We start from the raw sequence: 16,964 nt of genomic DNA, 5'->3' as shown, positions 1-16,964 counted from the left end.
CCCCAGTGTGTGTTTTATAGGCGCGTTAGAACGCGCACTTATCGATTGCAGCCACCAGCTGTTGTGCGCTGGCTTTCCATGTCAACCATGGCATTTCGGTGGATTGAGGGTGTTCGCCCTTTTCGAACAACCCCAGCCATTGCTTGATCTTCTCGGCAATTTCTTCTGTGTGCGTGCCTTCGAAGTACCAGGCATGATCACCGGCCACTTCCCTGAATACCGCAAGGTCGCGGGCGATGATTGGCAGTTTGTGCTGCGCGGCCTCGATCAGCGGCAAGCCGAAGCCTTCACCGTAGGAGCCGGCCACCAGGCAGTCGGACTCCTGGTACAGGTGCTCCAGGTATTCGTCGCTGGCACCGGAGAGCCACAACAGCCGCTTGCCGCGCTCGGCGTGGTTCTCGAGCTTGCGCGCCAGTTCATCGACCAGCCAGCCATGCTTGCCCACTATCACGAGATTGGCTTGTACCCCATCGGCCCATAGCTGTTCAAACGCCTCTAGCGTTTGTGCATGCCCTTTACGGGGTTCCAGCGTACCTACCATCAGGAAGGTAGGGTTGTCTTCCAGCGCTTCCAGGCGCATGGCCGGGTCTTCCGGGAAGCCCAGCGATGGCACGGACTGGTCAAGGTCGGCGCCCAAGTGGAAGGCGCCAATGTGGAACGGGCGCTTGCGTGCAGGCATGTGCTCCAGGTACCAGTCATTGAGCTCATCAGCCACGGCTTGGGAAATGCAGATGGCGCCGTCGTATTCAGCCACCGTCCGTATCCATTTCGCATAGTGTTCGTGCAGGCTTTCGACGAAACAGTGCGGCAGTTGCAGGATCAGCAAGTCGTAGACCACGAACAGGATGCTGACGCCGTGGTCACGCATGGCGTTGAAGTAGGCCTTCTTGTGCGGCAGCACATCCATCAACAGGTCCAGGCCCAGGTACACGTCGCCAGCACGGTAGCTGATGACTTCGTCCTGCAACGCTTCGTTCGGCTCCTGGCCCAGGAATTTGGCGGTGAACGCCGACGCTTCACGGTAGTACGGCTCAGCAGGCGTGGTGTACACCGGTACGACTTTGTAGGTCGAAGGCGGATTGACCAGCCATTCCAGCAGAATGCTGCGCACCACGCGCTGGATGCCGCTCTTGCCGTCGTGCTTGCACAGCTCCGAAATGTCGACGAACAGGCTGGGTACATCCGTAGGCGGTTGCACGGAGTAATCAACGGCCTTGGCCAGGCGCTCGACGCTGACCTCACCGTTTTGCAGCGGCGCACTGGCACTGAGGGTTTCGATCAACTGCTGCAGGTGGTCACGCGGCTGCTCGATGTGCGCCTGGTCGGCCTGGCGCTGGGCCAAGGCGTGTTCGAAGGCCTCGAGGGCGGCCTGCCCTGTACGGTCCCACGAGAAATGCTCGGCGCGGTCTGCCCCGTGAACGGCCAGGGCCTTGCGGAAGGCGTCGTCCAGCAGGGCTTGCTCGAGCTTGCTGGCAATCGCCGCTGGATCGTGTGGGTCGAAGGTTGCCTCATCCCAGCCAATGACCTCCGGTACGCTGGAGGCGTTGGCACCGATCACGGGCGCGCCACATTTCATGGCCTCCAGCGGCGGCAGCCCGAAGCCTTCGTGCCAGGACGGGAATACGTAGAGCTCGCAGATGCTGTACAGGCTGCGCAGCTCGGCATCGCTGACGAAACCGGTGAATGCCAGGTCGTCCGGGGCCAGCCCCTGGTCACGGGCATGCTGACGGTACAGGTCCACGTGGTATTGCGGCATCTTGCCGGCGAATACCAGTTGGGTCTCACCCAGCTTGGGTTTGACGGCTGCGAAGGCCTCGATCAGGCGAGGCAGGTTCTTGCGCTCGTCGGCGCCACCGGTGTACAGCACGAACGGTTCGCGCAGGCCGAATTTCTCAAGCAGCGCCAGACGCTCTTCGTGGGCGAGCGTGACCGGGTAGAACACGTCATCGGCAGCGGTGGATACGTTGACGACTTTCGCCTCATCCAGCGGCAGCAGGGAGAGTGCTTCCTGACGCGCGAAGTCCGAGATCGACAGCAGCAGATCGTACTGCTGGAATGCGCCGACCTTGGCCAGGTAGTGGCTTTTGTAGGCCGGGTTGCCGTCGAGGTACTGCTTGGGGCTTACCAGCGGGATCAGGTCATAGAGCGTGGCGCTGACCAGCGCATCATGGTGCAGCGTGGCACTGCCGATCACCGCGTCATCGATGTAGCCTTCCACCGAGCTGGTCACGTGGATCACGTCCGGCTCGAGCGCGTCGATGCAGGCTTGGCGCATGTGTTCGGCCGTCTGGCGACGCGCCAGGTTGTTCGGGTGGCTGTCGGCGACGGGGCCTTCGGCGTACCACACGCGAATATGGCTCTGCGGCAACAAACCGATGAACGCGGTGCGGATGGGCTCGATGCTCTCGTGCAGCATGCCGTTGAGCACAAGATAGACTTCGTGTTCGCCGCGGTTGCGCACGATGCTCTGGGCAAACGCCATGCTGTACCGACCAATCCCTCTGAAACGGCTTTCGGTCTGCGCGCCCTGCATGTCAATTACGATACGCATTACTTCTGGCCCTTCGTCACGGCAGCACGGAGCGCGCTTTCGATCTGGCGCCCCCGTGGGGTCAATGGAGCATGGTCGATCAAACCGTGCTGTGGGTCGTTGGCCTCTACAGGCACTGCAGGCGCTGGCACCTTCAACAGGTCACGCAACACGCCAGTAAGCCAGGGGCTGCGTTGAACCAGGGCCCTGACCTTGCGCTCGACGGCAGGGCGACGCGCCAGCCACAGCCGTGCATGGGGCGCGACACGGCGCAGGGTGTGCTTGGCGGTAGTTGCGGCGCTGCGAGGGTGCTTGACCAGGTGGCCCAGCTTGCGCACGGGCGTGGTCGCGCGCCACACGGTGCTGCTCTGGAATGTTGTCAACTGCTGTTCGAGCGCGGTGGCGCGCAGGTACCAGTGGTGGGCGTTGCTCAGCGAGGTGTTCATCTCGAGTTGCAGCCGTTCGGCCTGCTCGCGTGCCTGGGCCAGTGCGTGCTGGGCATGCTCGCGCTCGTTGTCCAGTTGGGCTTGCAAGCGCTCGCGCTCTTGCGCAAACCCTGCCTCGAGCAATTGCACGCGCTCGGCTTGTTCGGCTTTCAGGGAGCCGAGCAGGTCATGTACTTCGGTTGCCATCTGATTCTCTAGGGTATTCAACCGGCCCTCCAGGGCCTGGTCATAACGCGAGGCCAATTCGTCCAGCGCTACGCCATACACCTGCTCGAACGGTGCGTCGAACGCGGCCAGTATTTCGGCCGGTGCCTGCTTCTGCGCCACCACGGCGTAATCCGGGCTGGTGCCGGCCAACACGTCCATCACGCCAAGCTTGCGCTCCGGCTCGCGCAGGTCCGGCGCTTCTTGCAGGCGCAGGACCTTGGAGCGGGCAAAGCCCTTGAACTCGGTCAAGAACGACAGCAGCAGGCTGGGGATCGGGCGGTCATGGGTGGGGTCGACGAAGAAATTGTTGGTGCCGACCACCACGTTTTCAGCGTTGGGCGTTTCCAGGATCAGCAAGCCGCCGGGTTGCAGCACCCGCATGGCTTCGCCAACCATTTCTTCCAGCACGGTAAAGGGAATGTGCTCGGCGATATGAAAGCCGCTGACGGCGATCAGGCTGGCATCGGGCAACTGGCGCAGCGCGTTGAGCGCATCGTCGGTGCGCACCGGCAGGCCCAGTTCGCGGCAGGCTTCGAGCATGCCTTCGTCCAGGTCCACACCGCTGGCGTCATAGCCTTCACGAATCAGCATTTCCAGCCACTCGCCACGGCCGCAGCCTACGTCCAGCACGCCCGCCTGGGGGTACAGGTCTTTGAGCGGCGCCAGAAACGGCAGGTAGACTTCGAGGCGGCTGGCGATCAGCGCGCGGGAGCCGCGATGGCGGTCTTCGAACGCCCGGTAGAATCGACTATCCATTACTGCACTCCACGGTCGGAGGTATCCAGGCAAGGCCTACGAACGTACTTTCCGAAACGTTGACGACGTTGAACACCAAGGCCAGGTCGCGCCACTCGTAGTTGTCCACCACGTGGGCATCGGCCGCATGCAGCGCGACGGCGACGGAATAAGAACCCACGCCCAGGTTGGCGGGGAAGCGGAAACGGTACGACAGCTGCGTGCCCTGGGCGAGGTCCTTGCGGGCACACCCCAGGTGGTGGGTGTTGGTGCCGTATACGTCCTGCCCCAGGCGGTCCTTGATCACATAGCCCACCACCAGTTCGGGCAACGGGGCGTTGATGGCCACGTCCACGGTCAGGCAGACGTCCTCGCCCACGGTCACGTATTCGGCGGCAGCGCCCTGGGCGTTGAGCAGCGAGACACCTGCGATGCTGGCCTTGCCACTGCCCGAGCGGGTTTGCACTGCACCGTTCTCGAGGGTTTGCACTTCGACGGTGGCGTTTTCTTTCTGGGCGATCAGGGCGTTGTAGTAATCCATCACCTCTTCAGGTGGCCCGTCCTTGATGACGGTGCCGCCGTCCAGCAGGATCGCCCGGTTGCACAGGGCCTGAATGGCGGCGCGGTCGTGGGACACGATCAGCAGCGTGGTGCCAGCCTGCTGGAATTCCTTGATGCGGCCAAAGCTCTTGTGCTGGAAGTAGCTGTCACCCACCGACAAGGCTTCGTCGATGATCAGGATTTCGGGGCGGAATGCCGTGGCGACGGCAAAGGCCACACGCATCTGCATACCGCTGGAATAGGTGCGCACGGTCTGGTCGAAGTACTCGCCAATTTCGGCGAACGCCTCGATGTCGTCGATCACGCCGTCGATCTGGTCGGTGGTAAAGCCCATCAGGCCGGCGGCGTGGTAGGCATTCTGACGCCCGCTCAACTCGGCGTTGAAGCCCATGCCCAGCTCGAGGATGGCGGCGATGCGGCCGTTGACGCGCACGGTGCCTTCGCTGGGTTGCAGGGTGCCGGTGATCATTTTCAGCAGCGTGGACTTGCCCGCGCCGTTCTGCCCCACCAGGCCGATGGCTTCACCGGCCTCGATGTTGAAGCTGATGTGCTTGAGCACCCAATGCTCGCTGCTGGCCTTGACCGGCAAGTAGCACCAGCGCGCGATGCGCTGCCATTCGGAGCGGTAGCTGCGGTAGGCCTTGCCTACGTTGCTGACGGACAGAAGTGTCATAGCGAGTCCACCATTTCGGCAGAAGCCCTGCGGAACAGGAACAGCCCCAGTACCATCAGGCCCAGGGCAATGGCGACCGTGACGCCCAGTTCGGCGATGTTCGGCGCAAGCTTGTAGACCAGCGCGTTGTGATAGCCGGTAACGATGGCATACATCGGGTTGATGTCCAGGGTGCCCTTGAGGTAGTCGGGCACGATGTTGACCGAGTACACGATCGGCGTGAACCAGAACCATACCTGCATGATGATCGGCACCACCTGACCAATGTCACGCAAGAACACGTTCAGCACACCCAGCACCAGGCCCAGGCCGACGGCGAAGGCCACCACCACCAGGGTCAGGGGCAGCAGCCACAGCATCTGCGCGTTGGGCGCATGGCCCAGCAAGGCGAAGATGATCATGGCGGCGATGAACAGCAACAGGTTGTTGAGCAGGCACGACCCCACCACGATCACCGGCAGCGCAATGCGCGGAAAGCGCATCTTCTTCATCAGGTTGCCCTGTTCGATGAACACCGTCAGGCAGCGCCCGACGATTTCCGCGAACAGGTTCCAGGCCAGGATGCCGGCAATCAGGTACAGCGCGTAGGCGTACTTGTTGTCGATGCCGGGCAGGCGCGCGCCCAGCACGTTGGACAGGATCAACGCGTAGATGGCCACCTGGGCCAGGGGGTGGATGATCATCCACAGGCCGCCTAGCTTGCTGCGGGCAAAGCGCGAGATGAACTCGTTCTTGATGGAGGTGAGGATGAAGCCCCGGTAATCCCAGACGCCCCGAAACATGCCTAACATAGTTATCCTTGAATCAAACGGGCGATTTGCGCGACGTGCTGCGCCACCAGCGCTTCATCACCACGGCTTTCCACGTTCAGGCGCAGCAGGGGCTCGGTGTTGGAGCCGCGCAGGCTGAAACGCCAGTCGGCGAAGGCCACGCTGATGCCGTCGGTGCGGTCGACGCTGGGGTTTTGCGGCAAGTAGTGGTTCAGGATCTTGTCGATGGTGCCTTTCACATCGGCCACTTCGTAGTTGATCTCGCCGCTGCACGGGAACTTGGAGATACGCTCGTCCACCAGCTGGGCCAGGGTCTTGCCGGTCACGCTCATCAGCTCGGCCACCAGCAGCCACGGGATGTTGCCGCTGTCGCAGTAGGCAAAGTCGCGGAAGTAGTGGTGGGCGCTCATTTCGCCGCCGTATACGGCGTCTTCGGCGCGCATGCGCTCCTTGATGAAGGCATGGCCAGTCTTGCTCTGGATGGCCACGCCGCCGGCTGCTTCCACCTGTTCGATGGTGTTCCAGGTCAGGCGTGGGTCGTGGATGATCTTGCTGCCAGGGTGCTTGGCCAGCAGCATCTCGGCCAGCAGGCCGACCACGTAGTAGCCTTCGATGAAGCGGCCCTGGTTGTCGAAGAAGAAGCAGCGGTCGAAGTCGCCGTCGAAGGCGATGCCCATGTCGGCGCCGGTGTCGAGCACGGCCTGGCGGGTCAGGTCGCGGTTTTCCGGCAGCAGCGGGTTGGGAATGCCGTTGGGGAAGTTGCCGTCCGGTTCGCCGTTGATCAGGGTGATGTCCAGGGGCAGGCGTGCCTTGAGCAGCTCGATCACCGGGCCCACAGCGCCGTTACCGGGGTCGGCCAGCACCTTGAGCGGCTTGAGGGTGTCGAGGTTGACGTAGGTGAGCAGGTGGTCGATGTAGGCGGTCTTGTCGAACACCTCGCGCACCTGGCCGGGCTTGGCGGCAGGCTCACCCAGGCTACCAGCTTCGACGCGCTGGCGGATGTCGTTCAGGCCCGTGTCGCCGCTGATCGGGCGGGACTGCTCGCGCACCAGCTTCATGCCGTTGTAACCCTTGGGGTTATGGCTGGCGGTGATCATCACGCCGCCGTCGGCCTGGTGATGGCTGGTGGCAAAGTACACTTCTTCAGTACCGCACAGGCCGATGTCGATCACATCGGCGCCGCCTTCGGTCAGGCCTTTGATCAGCGCCAGCGACAAACCGGGGCTTTCCAGGCGCATGTCACGGCCCACCACGTAGGTGCGCCCGCCCAGCTCGGCCACCAGGGCGCGGCCAATGCGGTAGGCCACGTCATCGTTGAGGTCGGCAGGCACTTGGCCGCGGATATCGTAGGCTTTGAAACAACGGGTCTGGATGGGTGGGTACATACGTCTCACTCAATGCGGTGGCGCCAGGGGCGCCGACAGTCTGAACAGGGATAGCCGGCCACGGTGGGCGACCGAAGACCGGCCCGGTGCCTGGCCAGGCACGACGGGCCGACGGGAAAGCCTGGACTCAGGCGTCGCAACGACCGTAATTGTCCTCGAAACGCACGATGTCGTCTTCGCCGAGGTAGTCGCCGCTTTGAACTTCGATAAGCACCAGGTCGATCACGCCCGGGTTCTGCAAGCGGTGCTTGTGACCGGCGCGGATGAACGTGGATTCGTTGGTGTTGAGCATCAGCTCCTTGTCATCGTTGACCACCACGGCCATGCCGCTGACCACGATCCAGTGCTCGCTGCGGTGATGGTGCATCTGCAGGGACAGGGATGCCTTGGGCTTGACCACGATGCGCTTGATCTTGAAGCGCTCGCCGTCTTCCAGGGTGGTGTAGGTGCCCCAGGGGCGATGCACGGTGCGGTGCAGCAGGTGCGCCGAGTGGCCATCGCTTTTCAGGCGCTTGACGATGTGCTTGACGTCCTGGGCGTGGTCCTTGTGGGCGATCAGCAGGGCGTCGGGGGTGTCGACCACCAGCAGGTCCTGCACGCCAACCAAGGCCGCCAGGCGGTCTTCGGTGGTGACGTAGTTGTTGCTCGATGCATGGGCCAGCACTTCGCCTTCGAAGCGGTTGCCCGATTCGTCCGGGGCGGTCAGTTCGCTGACGGCGTTCCACGACCCGATGTCGCTCCAGCCGATGTCGCAGGGAATGGTCGCGACCTTGCGTGAGCGCTCCATCAGGGCGTAATCGATGGAGATGTCAGGCACATTGGCGAATGTGTCGGGGTCGAGCGCCATGCAGCTGTAGCCCTTGGCGGTGGTGTGGCGCGAGGCCTCCAGCGTCTGGGCCACGGCGTGCAGCACGTCCGGGGCGTGTTCCTGGAACTGCTCGATGACGGTGCCGACCTGGAAGCAGAACATGCCGGCGTTCCAGAAATAGTTGCCGGCGGCTACATAGGCTTCGGCGGTGGCGGCATCGGGCTTCTCGACGAAGCGCGCGACCTTGAGGCCACCGTCCAGCGCGCCATCGGCGGCCGCTTCGATGTAGCCGAAGCCGGTTTCGGGGTACTGGGGCTTGATGCCGAAGGTGACCAGCCAGCCTTGCTCGGCCAGGTGCACCGCGCGGTTGACGGCTTGGGAGAACGCCGCTTCGTCCTGGATCAGGTGGTCGGCAGCCAGCACCAGCATGTAGGCCTGCGGGCCATGCACCTGCTGGAGTTGCAGGGCGGCAGCGGCCACGGCGGCGGCGGTGTTGCGACCGAACGGTTCGAGAATATAGCCCTGGGGGTGGCCCTGGGTATTGATGGCGCGGTATTCGTCTTCGGTCTTGAACAGCAGTTCACGGTTGGTGACGGTCAGAACTTCTGCAACGCCGTCCAGTTTGGAGGCGCGCAGGAACGTCTTCTGAATCAGGTTTTGCCCGTCGGGCAGGGTCATGAACGGCTTGGGGTGAGCCTCACGAGAAACAGGCCACAAACGGCTGCCAACGCCACCGGAAAGAATAACCGGGATCAATTCCATATTCGGATCCTTAACAGCCAGTTGATGGTTCAATTGGCCAGCATGAGTCTTATTTCTGATCGTCGTCGCGCACAACGCAACGCCGCTAAGTTACGCGCCTAGCGTGAGTAATCTCTGGCTATCCATAGGCTCGAGACGCAAGCATCACGGCGAAGAATACCAGAGAATACGCTTTGTAGCTTGCGCGCAGGCTGCGGCCAGCGTGGCCGACATGCCCTACCTGGTGATCGCCTCGGGCAGGTCGCGCGAGGGGGTGGTGAGCCGTGGTGTGTATCAGACAACGTCGGCGCCCATCGTTCCGTGAATCGCTCGCATTATCTTGCGATTTCCACCTGGGTTGGCCAGCCAAGCGCCTGCGTGCGCCGCTGCAGCGCCTGTGCCAGCGCCGTTTTCGCACCGGCCCGGCCATGCACCAGCACAATGCGCGCCGGGGCACGCTCGCTGCTGGTGGCGAAGGCGACCAGGCCGGCCTGGTCGGCGTGGCCTGAATAGCCACCGAGGGTCAGCACTTTGGCCCAGATGCTGTAGTACTGCCCCTCCAGGTCCACCTGGCCCAGGCCCTGCCCCCGTTCGCTGGCCTGGATCACCGCACCGGGAGTGCCCTTGGCCTGATGGCCTACGAACATCACTTCATGCCTGGGGTCGCCCAGCATAGCCTTGAGGTAATTGACGATGCGCCCGCCCGAGCACATGCCGTTGCCTGCAATGACGATGGCGGGCCTGCCGGTGCTTTTTAGGTAGTTGACCACCTGCTGGTGACGGGCGTGGGTGTCTACGCTGATCAGTTGGCCGAACGCGAGCGGGTCGCGGCCATTTGCCAGGCGCGCCCTGGCCTGCTCGTTCCAATAAGGGTGCAGGTCGCGGTAGGCCTGGGTGATGCGCTGGGCCAGGGGCGAATCGAGAATGATCGGCAGCTGCGACCACTCCACGGGCTCGCCTTGTGGCGAGGGGCCTGTCCTGCCCAGCAAGGCCTTGCGGTGCAGGACCTCTTCGAGGTCATGGAGCAGTACCTGGGTGCGCCCCAGGCTGAAGGCCGGGATCAGCAAGGTGCCGTGATCGGCCAGTGCGCGGTCAATGGCCGCTTCCAGTCGCTGGATGCGATCACCAGTGGGTGGGTGAAGGCGGTCGCCATAGGTGCTTTCCAGCACCAGCACATCGGCGTGCTCCGGGGGCTGCAAGGGGCGCAGCAAGGGGTCGTTGCCCGGGCCCAGGTCACCTGAAAATACATAGCGCGTGCTGTTTGGCCCGTGCTGGATGTCGCATTCGACGTAGGCTGAACCCAAGAGGTGACCCGCACGCTGCAGGCGGATGGCGCATGCCACCTGCGGGTGCTGAACCACGGTATGCGAGTGCCCGAAAGGCAGGGGCACGATCAGGTTTTGTACTAGGGCGATGTAGCGGGCCACTTGGGCAGGTGTGCTGTCGATGCCGAGCTTGAAGGCGTCTTCGAGCACCAGGGGCAATAACCTGGCGGAGGGCTCGCTACAGAGGATGGGGCCGCGGTATCCCTGGGCCAGCAATGCCGGAATGCGGCCTACGTGGTCCAGGTGCACGTGCGTGACGATCAGGGCCTGGATGCCAGTGATGTCGAACCCGAGCGCGTTGCCCTGCGCGCCCGGTGTGGCATCGGCGCCCTGCTCGGCACCGCAGTCGACCAGCAGGCTGACGCCAGGGCCTAAATGAAGCTGATGGCAGGAACCCGTCACGCCGCGTACCGCGCCGTGGTGGGTTAGGCCGGGGTAATCCATGCTGCGCACTCTCGCCGGGGGCTAAAACGAAGTGAGCAATTAGTCCATGGTGACTGTTGCTTTAATAGGCAGGCATTTCCTAAAGCAACCTAAGAAAAATCTTTATTTGCCGCTCAGCGCCGCTTCGCGAGCCGAAGCACGGATTTTGCGCTTGCTGCGCTGCACGCCGTAGGCGCCCAGCAAAGGCCCAACGGCCAGGCCAATGATCAGCGCTGCCAGCACTACCACTGCCACGGGCACCTGTGGCGCAACCCAGCCAAACAAGGTCAAGGCTACGGTCTGCTGGTTTTCCAGCACGAAGAACAGCACTACAGCCGCCAGCAGCAGAACGAAGACAGCTGCCAGTGCACGCTTGAGGTTACGCATTGGGTTGCTCCTAGGAAATCAGGTGTGAGCCTCGTCTTCTTCTTCATTGACCCGATCACGCAATTCCTTGCCGGGTTTGAAGTGCGGAACGAACTTGCCTTCGAGGCTGACCGACTGGCCGGTCTTGGGGTTACGACCTACCCGTGGTGCCCGATAATGCAGCGAGAAGCTGCCAAAACCGCGGATCTCGATGCGATCACCGGTAGCAAGGCATTGTGACATCTGTTCAAGCATGGTCTTGATGGCCAGCTCTACGTCCTTGGACGAGAGTAGCCCTTGATGGGTGACAATACGTTCGATCAGCTCCGACTTCGTCATGATTTTCCCTTCGTTATCAAGCAGCTAGATCATTGCTTAACCAGTTTGTAGCACGGTGCGAGGGATTTGAACAGGTCGGTTCTTGACTTATTCGAAGAATGTTGGTCCAGGCTGGCGGGCAAGTGCAGACAGCACGGCGCCGTGCCTGGGCGCAGCCAAAGGCCTTGACCGATGTGCAGCACATAGATAGCACCGGGTGCCTTGGCACGCTTGGAACATTGTGGTTACAACCCACAAGGAGCTCCAAGCATGCCCTCTTCCCACCCCCATCCACCTGCACCACATGACCTCAATCGTGCCATCGCCATGCGCTTTGGCAACCGCCCTACCCTGCGCCAAGTGGTAGGCGAGCAACTGATGAACCTGATCATCGCGCATTACCCCAAGGTGGCCGTTCACCGCCCCGACATGAAAACGGCCGAACCGCTGAAATTTCTTCGCTGGCACGTGGACGGCTACTGGACAGTTACCCCGCTTGTCGAGGTTGTGCTGCAACGCTTTCTTGATGGCGCACCGGTGGATTTTTCCCGCCAGGACCGCTTCAGCCTCAAACCACCGCTTCGCTTTTTTGCCATCCCCGATGCGTTCGAAACAGCCGATGATGACCTTGTCGACCCCGGCACGCTTAACGACGCATTCAATGCGTTTCTGCCGACCCTTCATGCGTGCTTTGCACAGGCTCAGATCGACTACTGGAATGCAGGCAACGGCAACGATCACGATACCTGGGTTCAACAGGTGCTTCGCGCTGGGCTTCTGAGTGGGTTGGCCGATCAGGCGTTGACCGCTGATGAGCAGCGATGCCTGCAGGATCTGCTGCTCGAAAGAACCGAGGGTTTTGCCGTGCATACCGTACGCATGCATTGGCGCCTGGGCGAAGACAGCACCCGTGAACTGCTGCCTGGGCTGCTGGTGAACGCCAGTAGCGAAGTGGCCAACGTGACACTCTGGTGCACGTCTGCAGGGGATGTGAAAGGTTTCACCTCGCTGGAGGACTTTGGCACCTACTTGCAGACGCAGTACCGGCCGACAGCGACCGATGACGGTTTTTCGTGGGCGCTCTACGAAGCTGACGGTAACGCGTTTGCCTTGTTGTCCGGCGTATTGCTTGAAATCCTGCTGTCGCGGTTGAATCGTGTACGGTTGAGCGATCTGAACACGGTGGATGAGTTGGCGTCTGCCTACCAGGCCGTGGTCGACCCCTCGCAGTTCTTCGCCCAGAGGGCCGATCTGCCCACTCAAAAGCTGGCCATCGATCTGCCTGAGAAATTGTTGAACGCCGACTTCAACAGTCAGAGCCGCTATCTCCAGGCGCTGATCGATGTTTGCGTGTTGCAGGCCTCCCAGGCAAATGCCCAGCCCCCTGCAGAACCGGATGATCTGCAACCCTATGCGCGGCGCAAGCTACGCGAACGGATGCTGGCCGATCACCCTGCAGACGGCGCCTTCGACGCGGATGACCTGTTACTGACCGTCAATACCTACGCCAATGACGGCCATGGGCTGGGTTTCCCGCAGCTGATAGAAAGCAAGACGCTGACGTTGACCGAGTACGCCATCGGTCGCCTTGAGGCAACCGGCGCAAGCCCTGTAGCCGCTGTAGCCCATCGCACCCATGGGCAGATCCCTTCCTGGCTTGACCCCGAGTACCTGCGCCAGTTGGTTGCCACTGTAGACATAGGCGGCACCTATCCGCGCTACCTCGATGGCTTGCTTGGGGATGAACAGTACAAAGCCAGCCACCTCAACGCCTTTGCAGCGCAATGGCGCTTGGGCCTTATGCTCGATGCTGCCTTCGCGCTGTGTACCGGGCATATCGACTCACGCAGCTATGCGGCGGTGGCAAGCTTTTGCCGTTTACCCGCAAGCAATGAGAAGGCGTTGACCATCGCGCCCCTGGCCTTCAAGCGCTCGCCCGACTCGCAGTTGGTCGACAAGGCGCACGGTTTCTTCGTCATCCAGGTGGCCAATAGCGGCGCACTGTTGCTGTACTGTCCGATGCACAGGGGCGCGCTCAAACAATTCAAGGACCCGCACGGCCTCATGCAGGAGATTGCCCAGCCCGGCCGCGTGCAGGAAGAGGTGCTGGCATGGCTCGACCAAACGCACCGGGCCGTTTACGACAAGGGTGGCTTCAAAGAGCCCCATCTGCCCCACTGGGTGTTCGATCCGTACGCGCCACTGAACAAGCCAGCCCCTGTTGAACTCGCGCTGACGTTCTGGACCCATGACATCGATGCGAACCTGTTCGAAGCCAAGCGCTCGATGCTGCTCGAACTGGCCGACCGCAGCGCCATGAGCAACAGCGAGTTACGCTGGCAGTCCATCAAGACGTTTGCCTGGCAGTTGCTGAACGTGGTCGCGCCCGCTCTACCGGGGCCGATCTCTTCGATTGCCTTGCTGTACATCGGCATGACTGCAGTAGCCGAGGACCTGAAACTGCTGCTTGAAGGCAGCGCTACGGATCGAACTCAAGCTGTGGTGGATCTGCTGAACAACACACTGATGGTGCTGATCCATGCGCAGCTTCCCAAAACCGAGCCGCCGCACGCCGGCGCGCAGACTGGGCTGAGTATCGATCCGGCATCGGTCCGGCTGGGCGCCGATATCGATCCGTTGCCATTGCCTGAGCCGGGCAGTGTGTCCACGGTCGAGGCACTGCAGGCGCAAGCGACCACACAACTCGATTTTGCATGGCGGGGCGCCCAGGGTTTCAATGAGCTATCCGGGGTTCAACGCACGCGATTGCAAGCCATGGCTGCCTCGGTAAGCCTGGACGGCGTGTCGGTGATCAAGCAAGGGCCTCTGGAAGGCTTGTACGAGCTTGAGCATGGGCGCTATGTGCGGCTGCAAGGAAAGGCTTATGCGGTCGACTCGGCCGATGGGCTTACCCGCATCGTCGGGCCGGATGGCAGCCAGGGGCCACTGATCAGACGCGACCCACAAGGGTGGCGTATCGATACGCGACTGCGCGGCGGCGGGGACCGACCCGGTTCAAGCACTCAGCAGCGCTTGCGCGAGCGGTTGGTCCGTCGGATCCGAACCGCGCAGCAGGCGGTCGAAAAAAGCCTCGACGACGCGGAAAGAGGCGCCGTTGAATATGAAGGCCTGCGCCCACGCATCGAGGCCGCTCGCGCTCAATGGCTGAAAGTGGATGAGCGACTCAAGCAACCGCCGCCGCAAGATCCTGAACAGCATGCCCAGTTCGAGCGGGCAACCGGGCTGTTTGCCAAACGGCATACGGAGTTGCTGGCGCAGATAAAGAACTTGCGCCGCCAGCGTATCGAATCCGCTGTAGGGATTTTCCAGAGCTACCTTGAGGCCGAGCGCAACATGGTTGCCCTGTTCGATGACCGTAGCTACATGGCCAGCACCAGCTATGCGCCAGAACAGCGGCAGGCGTTGGCAGATGTCAGGCGCAACTTGATTGGCTATGGGCAGTTCATCATCGAAGAGCAGTTGCATACCGGTCGCTTCAGTGAGTATGACCGACTGACCACGGCGCTCAACGCCGCGCCACCTGAGGTGCGCCAAGCCGCGTATGACCAGTACCGTGAAGTGCTTGAAAGCATCATTATCGACCAGCCTTTGATCATCGAATACATGGCGGCGCTCGATCGGCTGCTTGCTGTTACCGATTTGGACATGACGGTACCGAGCACTCACGCAGCGGACAGGACCATCGCCCAGATCATCGAAGCGCGCACCACCACCACGCCAAACATACGGTTCTTCCAGGCCATGGGCCTGGTTGAGATGGCGCTGCGTTTTGAGGCCTTGCAAGACTATGCGCACTACGCGGTATTCAGGGCTGCACTTGCCGGGGAGCGCCTGCGGGTGGCCGCTAATGCTCACCATCTGTCCCTGTTCACCGACCTGCAGACTGCTCAGCGTATCGATATTCTGCAGAGTGCCTGGGATGAATATTCGGCCGCCATTCTCAACAGTCAGCGTATTGCCCAGCTGGGCAGCGAGCTCGTGGATATCGAGCGCCTCGAGGCGTATCGACAACAGATGGTCGAGCTCAAGACCATGGCCGGCGACGCGCTGGTCATCGCATTACGCGAGCAGGCCGTCGGCCAGCAACACTCCACCACCCGTCCGGTGTACCGTCGGCAGGCGTTGCAGGTGGCCAAGACAGCGGCCGGCCAGACGGTGATCGGTTCGGAGTCGATCGTGGATGGGCAGCCTGTGCTGCAAGTTCGCGGGACCTTCAGCCAGACGGCACTGCATACCTTCACCCGGGAAAGTGGCACATGGGTCGAACAACTGCCTGCTGTGGGCAAGGTATCACCTCCAAGGGCGCCCACACCGGAAAGCGAACGTCAGGAACAAGCGCTGGCTGAAGGGATGCTTGCTCAGAATCAGAACGTACTTGCCAAAGCGCGCAAGCTGGTCGAAGAAGATATCGATAGCCATTCATTGACGTCGATGCTCGATGCACAAATAGGGGAAGTGCAGACACTGCGCGATCAGCTAGCCGACAGTGAAGCGGACTCTGAACTGCTGCAACGCCTGGACGATGCCTTGGTGGCCTTGCGCGACGGGAAACGCGAGGTGCTGGTCAAGCTGCACAGCACCACACGCTTTCCCAGCGCAGAAGGCTTGCACTACTTGCACAAGCAAGGGCTGGTGCGGGTGACCTATCAAGGGCCGCGGCAGGCGCTGGCCGAGGGTTATCTGGATGAGTACCGCATCGATGTGCTCGAAGCGCCAGACAGCGAGCGCGGCAAGCCCCTGTGGGCCGCTCACTTTCATTTCAATGACGCGGCCGCCGCACCGACGGCGTTCGGCAAAGGTCATCTGAAACTGTGGCGGCAGCGCAAGCTGGGTTACAGGGAACAGGTCAGAAGCGCTGCCGTGGGCGAGGAGTTGCGGATTCACCGAGGCAACCTGACCTATGCTCAGGCACGTGGGGTGATTCCTTTCCACTGACCAGACGCCGGGGTGCCTTGACGGCTGCGAGCGATTGAGGCTCTTGCGCAGCCGGTTTGGCGCCCTGACAAGGTCGCTCAAAGGTCGATCAATGCTGCTGAGCCAGGGATCTTTGGTAGGCACCTGCTCCTGCTAAAGCCGCACGTGCTTGACGAAATTGCAAGGCCGGTGCCGGGCGTCGAGCTGTTCGGCAAGGATGCCTTCCCAGGCAGTACGACAGGCCCCGGTAGAACCTGGCAGGCAACAGACCAGCGTATGATTGCTCAGCCCTGCCAAGGCGCGGCGCTGGACGGCCGAGGAGCCGACATCCAGAATGGACAGGGCGTGCAGCAGCTCGCCGAACCCGTCCACGTGCCGTTCCAGCAGGCATTCGACTGCCTCCAAGGTGGTGTCCCTGTCGGTAAAGCCTGTGCCACCTGTGATCAACACCACCTGCACCTGCTCGTCGGCAATCCAGGTCGCCACCTGAGCGCGGATTTTGTAAAGATCATCCTTGAGCAGAACCCGTGCAATCAGGTGGTGACCCATGTCCACCGAGCGGTCCGCCAGCAGCGCACCTGAGGTATCGCTCTCGACAGTGCGGGTATCGCTGACGGTCAAGACAGCGATGTTGAGCGGCACGAACACCGCATCAGGTTGAACACGCACAGCACAGCTCCTTCCAATGAGGTGGCGGTCACGCTAGTAACATGCGCTGCCAGCGTCCAATCGATAGCGCAA

Annotated in this window: 11 protein-coding genes; 1 reads left to right on the top strand and 10 read right to left on the bottom strand. The window is 61.9% G+C overall.

Annotated features, from left to right (window positions below; genetic code table 11):
- Positions 1-25: 25 nt before the first annotated feature.
- From PFU01S_RS15090 to ihfB, 9 genes are all read right to left on the bottom strand, one after another.
- Positions 26-2,551, bottom strand: a complete 2,526-nt coding sequence (locus PFU01S_RS15090; protein WP_028687406.1) for a glycosyltransferase family 4 protein — start codon at positions 2,549-2,551, stop codon at positions 26-28.
- Positions 2,551-3,939 carry a methyltransferase domain-containing protein gene (locus tag PFU01S_RS15085; protein WP_027914256.1) on the bottom strand — a complete coding sequence of 463 codons (1,389 nt, stop codon included), beginning with the start codon at positions 3,937-3,939 and terminating at the stop codon, positions 2,551-2,553. The genes PFU01S_RS15090 and PFU01S_RS15085 overlap by 1 nt, the downstream gene beginning before the upstream one ends.
- Complete coding sequence (locus PFU01S_RS15080) at positions 3,932-5,152, bottom strand: ABC transporter ATP-binding protein (RefSeq protein WP_023536279.1); 1,221 nt, start codon at positions 5,150-5,152, stop codon at positions 3,932-3,934. The genes PFU01S_RS15085 and PFU01S_RS15080 overlap by 8 nt, the downstream gene beginning before the upstream one ends.
- Complete coding sequence (locus PFU01S_RS15075) at positions 5,149-5,943, bottom strand: ABC transporter permease (protein ID WP_027914255.1); 795 nt, start codon at positions 5,941-5,943, stop codon at positions 5,149-5,151. Before PFU01S_RS15075 ends, PFU01S_RS15080 begins: the two co-directional genes overlap by 4 nt.
- 2 nt (positions 5,944-5,945) lie before the next feature.
- Positions 5,946-7,307, bottom strand: a complete 1,362-nt coding sequence (locus tag PFU01S_RS15070) for a phosphohexomutase domain-containing protein (RefSeq protein WP_028687405.1) — start codon at positions 7,305-7,307, stop codon at positions 5,946-5,948.
- A 127-nt stretch (positions 7,308-7,434) separates the two neighbouring features.
- On the bottom strand, positions 7,435-8,877 hold the full coding sequence (locus tag PFU01S_RS15065; protein ID WP_027914253.1) for a mannose-1-phosphate guanylyltransferase/mannose-6-phosphate isomerase: 1,443 nt from the start codon (positions 8,875-8,877) through the stop codon (positions 7,435-7,437).
- 314 nt (positions 8,878-9,191) lie between these two features.
- Positions 9,192-10,625 carry an MBL fold metallo-hydrolase RNA specificity domain-containing protein gene (locus PFU01S_RS15060; RefSeq protein WP_033736970.1) on the bottom strand — a complete coding sequence of 478 codons (1,434 nt, stop codon included), beginning with the start codon at positions 10,623-10,625 and terminating at the stop codon, positions 9,192-9,194.
- A 102-nt stretch (positions 10,626-10,727) separates the two neighbouring features.
- Positions 10,728-10,991, bottom strand: coding sequence for a lipopolysaccharide assembly protein LapA domain-containing protein (locus tag PFU01S_RS15055; protein ID WP_023536255.1), 264 nt, complete (start codon positions 10,989-10,991; stop codon positions 10,728-10,730).
- Between the two features lie 18 nt (positions 10,992-11,009).
- Positions 11,010-11,309: an integration host factor subunit beta gene (gene ihfB / locus PFU01S_RS15050; RefSeq protein WP_023536263.1), complete on the bottom strand. Its 300-nt coding sequence runs from the start codon at positions 11,307-11,309 to the stop codon at positions 11,010-11,012.
- A gap of 249 nt (positions 11,310-11,558) precedes the next feature.
- Here ihfB and PFU01S_RS15045 point away from each other — a divergent pair, with 249 nt between their 5' ends.
- The gene (locus tag PFU01S_RS15045) at positions 11,559-16,244 is read left to right on the top strand and encodes a dermonecrotic toxin domain-containing protein (protein ID WP_028687403.1); all 4,686 of its coding nucleotides are present in this window, start codon (positions 11,559-11,561) and stop codon (positions 16,242-16,244) included.
- A 132-nt stretch (positions 16,245-16,376) separates the two neighbouring features.
- Here the strand turns inward: PFU01S_RS15045 and moaB are convergent, their stop codons facing one another.
- On the bottom strand, positions 16,377-16,892 hold the full coding sequence (gene moaB, locus PFU01S_RS15040; RefSeq protein ID WP_028687402.1) for a molybdenum cofactor biosynthesis protein B: 516 nt from the start codon (positions 16,890-16,892) through the stop codon (positions 16,377-16,379).
- Between the last annotated feature and the right edge of the window lie 72 nt (positions 16,893-16,964).

It is taken from the genome of Pseudomonas fulva NBRC 16637 = DSM 17717, from assembly GCF_000730565.1.
GTDB lineage: Bacteria > Pseudomonadota > Gammaproteobacteria > Pseudomonadales > Pseudomonadaceae > Aquipseudomonas > Aquipseudomonas fulva.
Note: the sequence above shows the minus strand (reverse complement) of the source record. Positions and strands in the feature narration are given on the sequence as shown.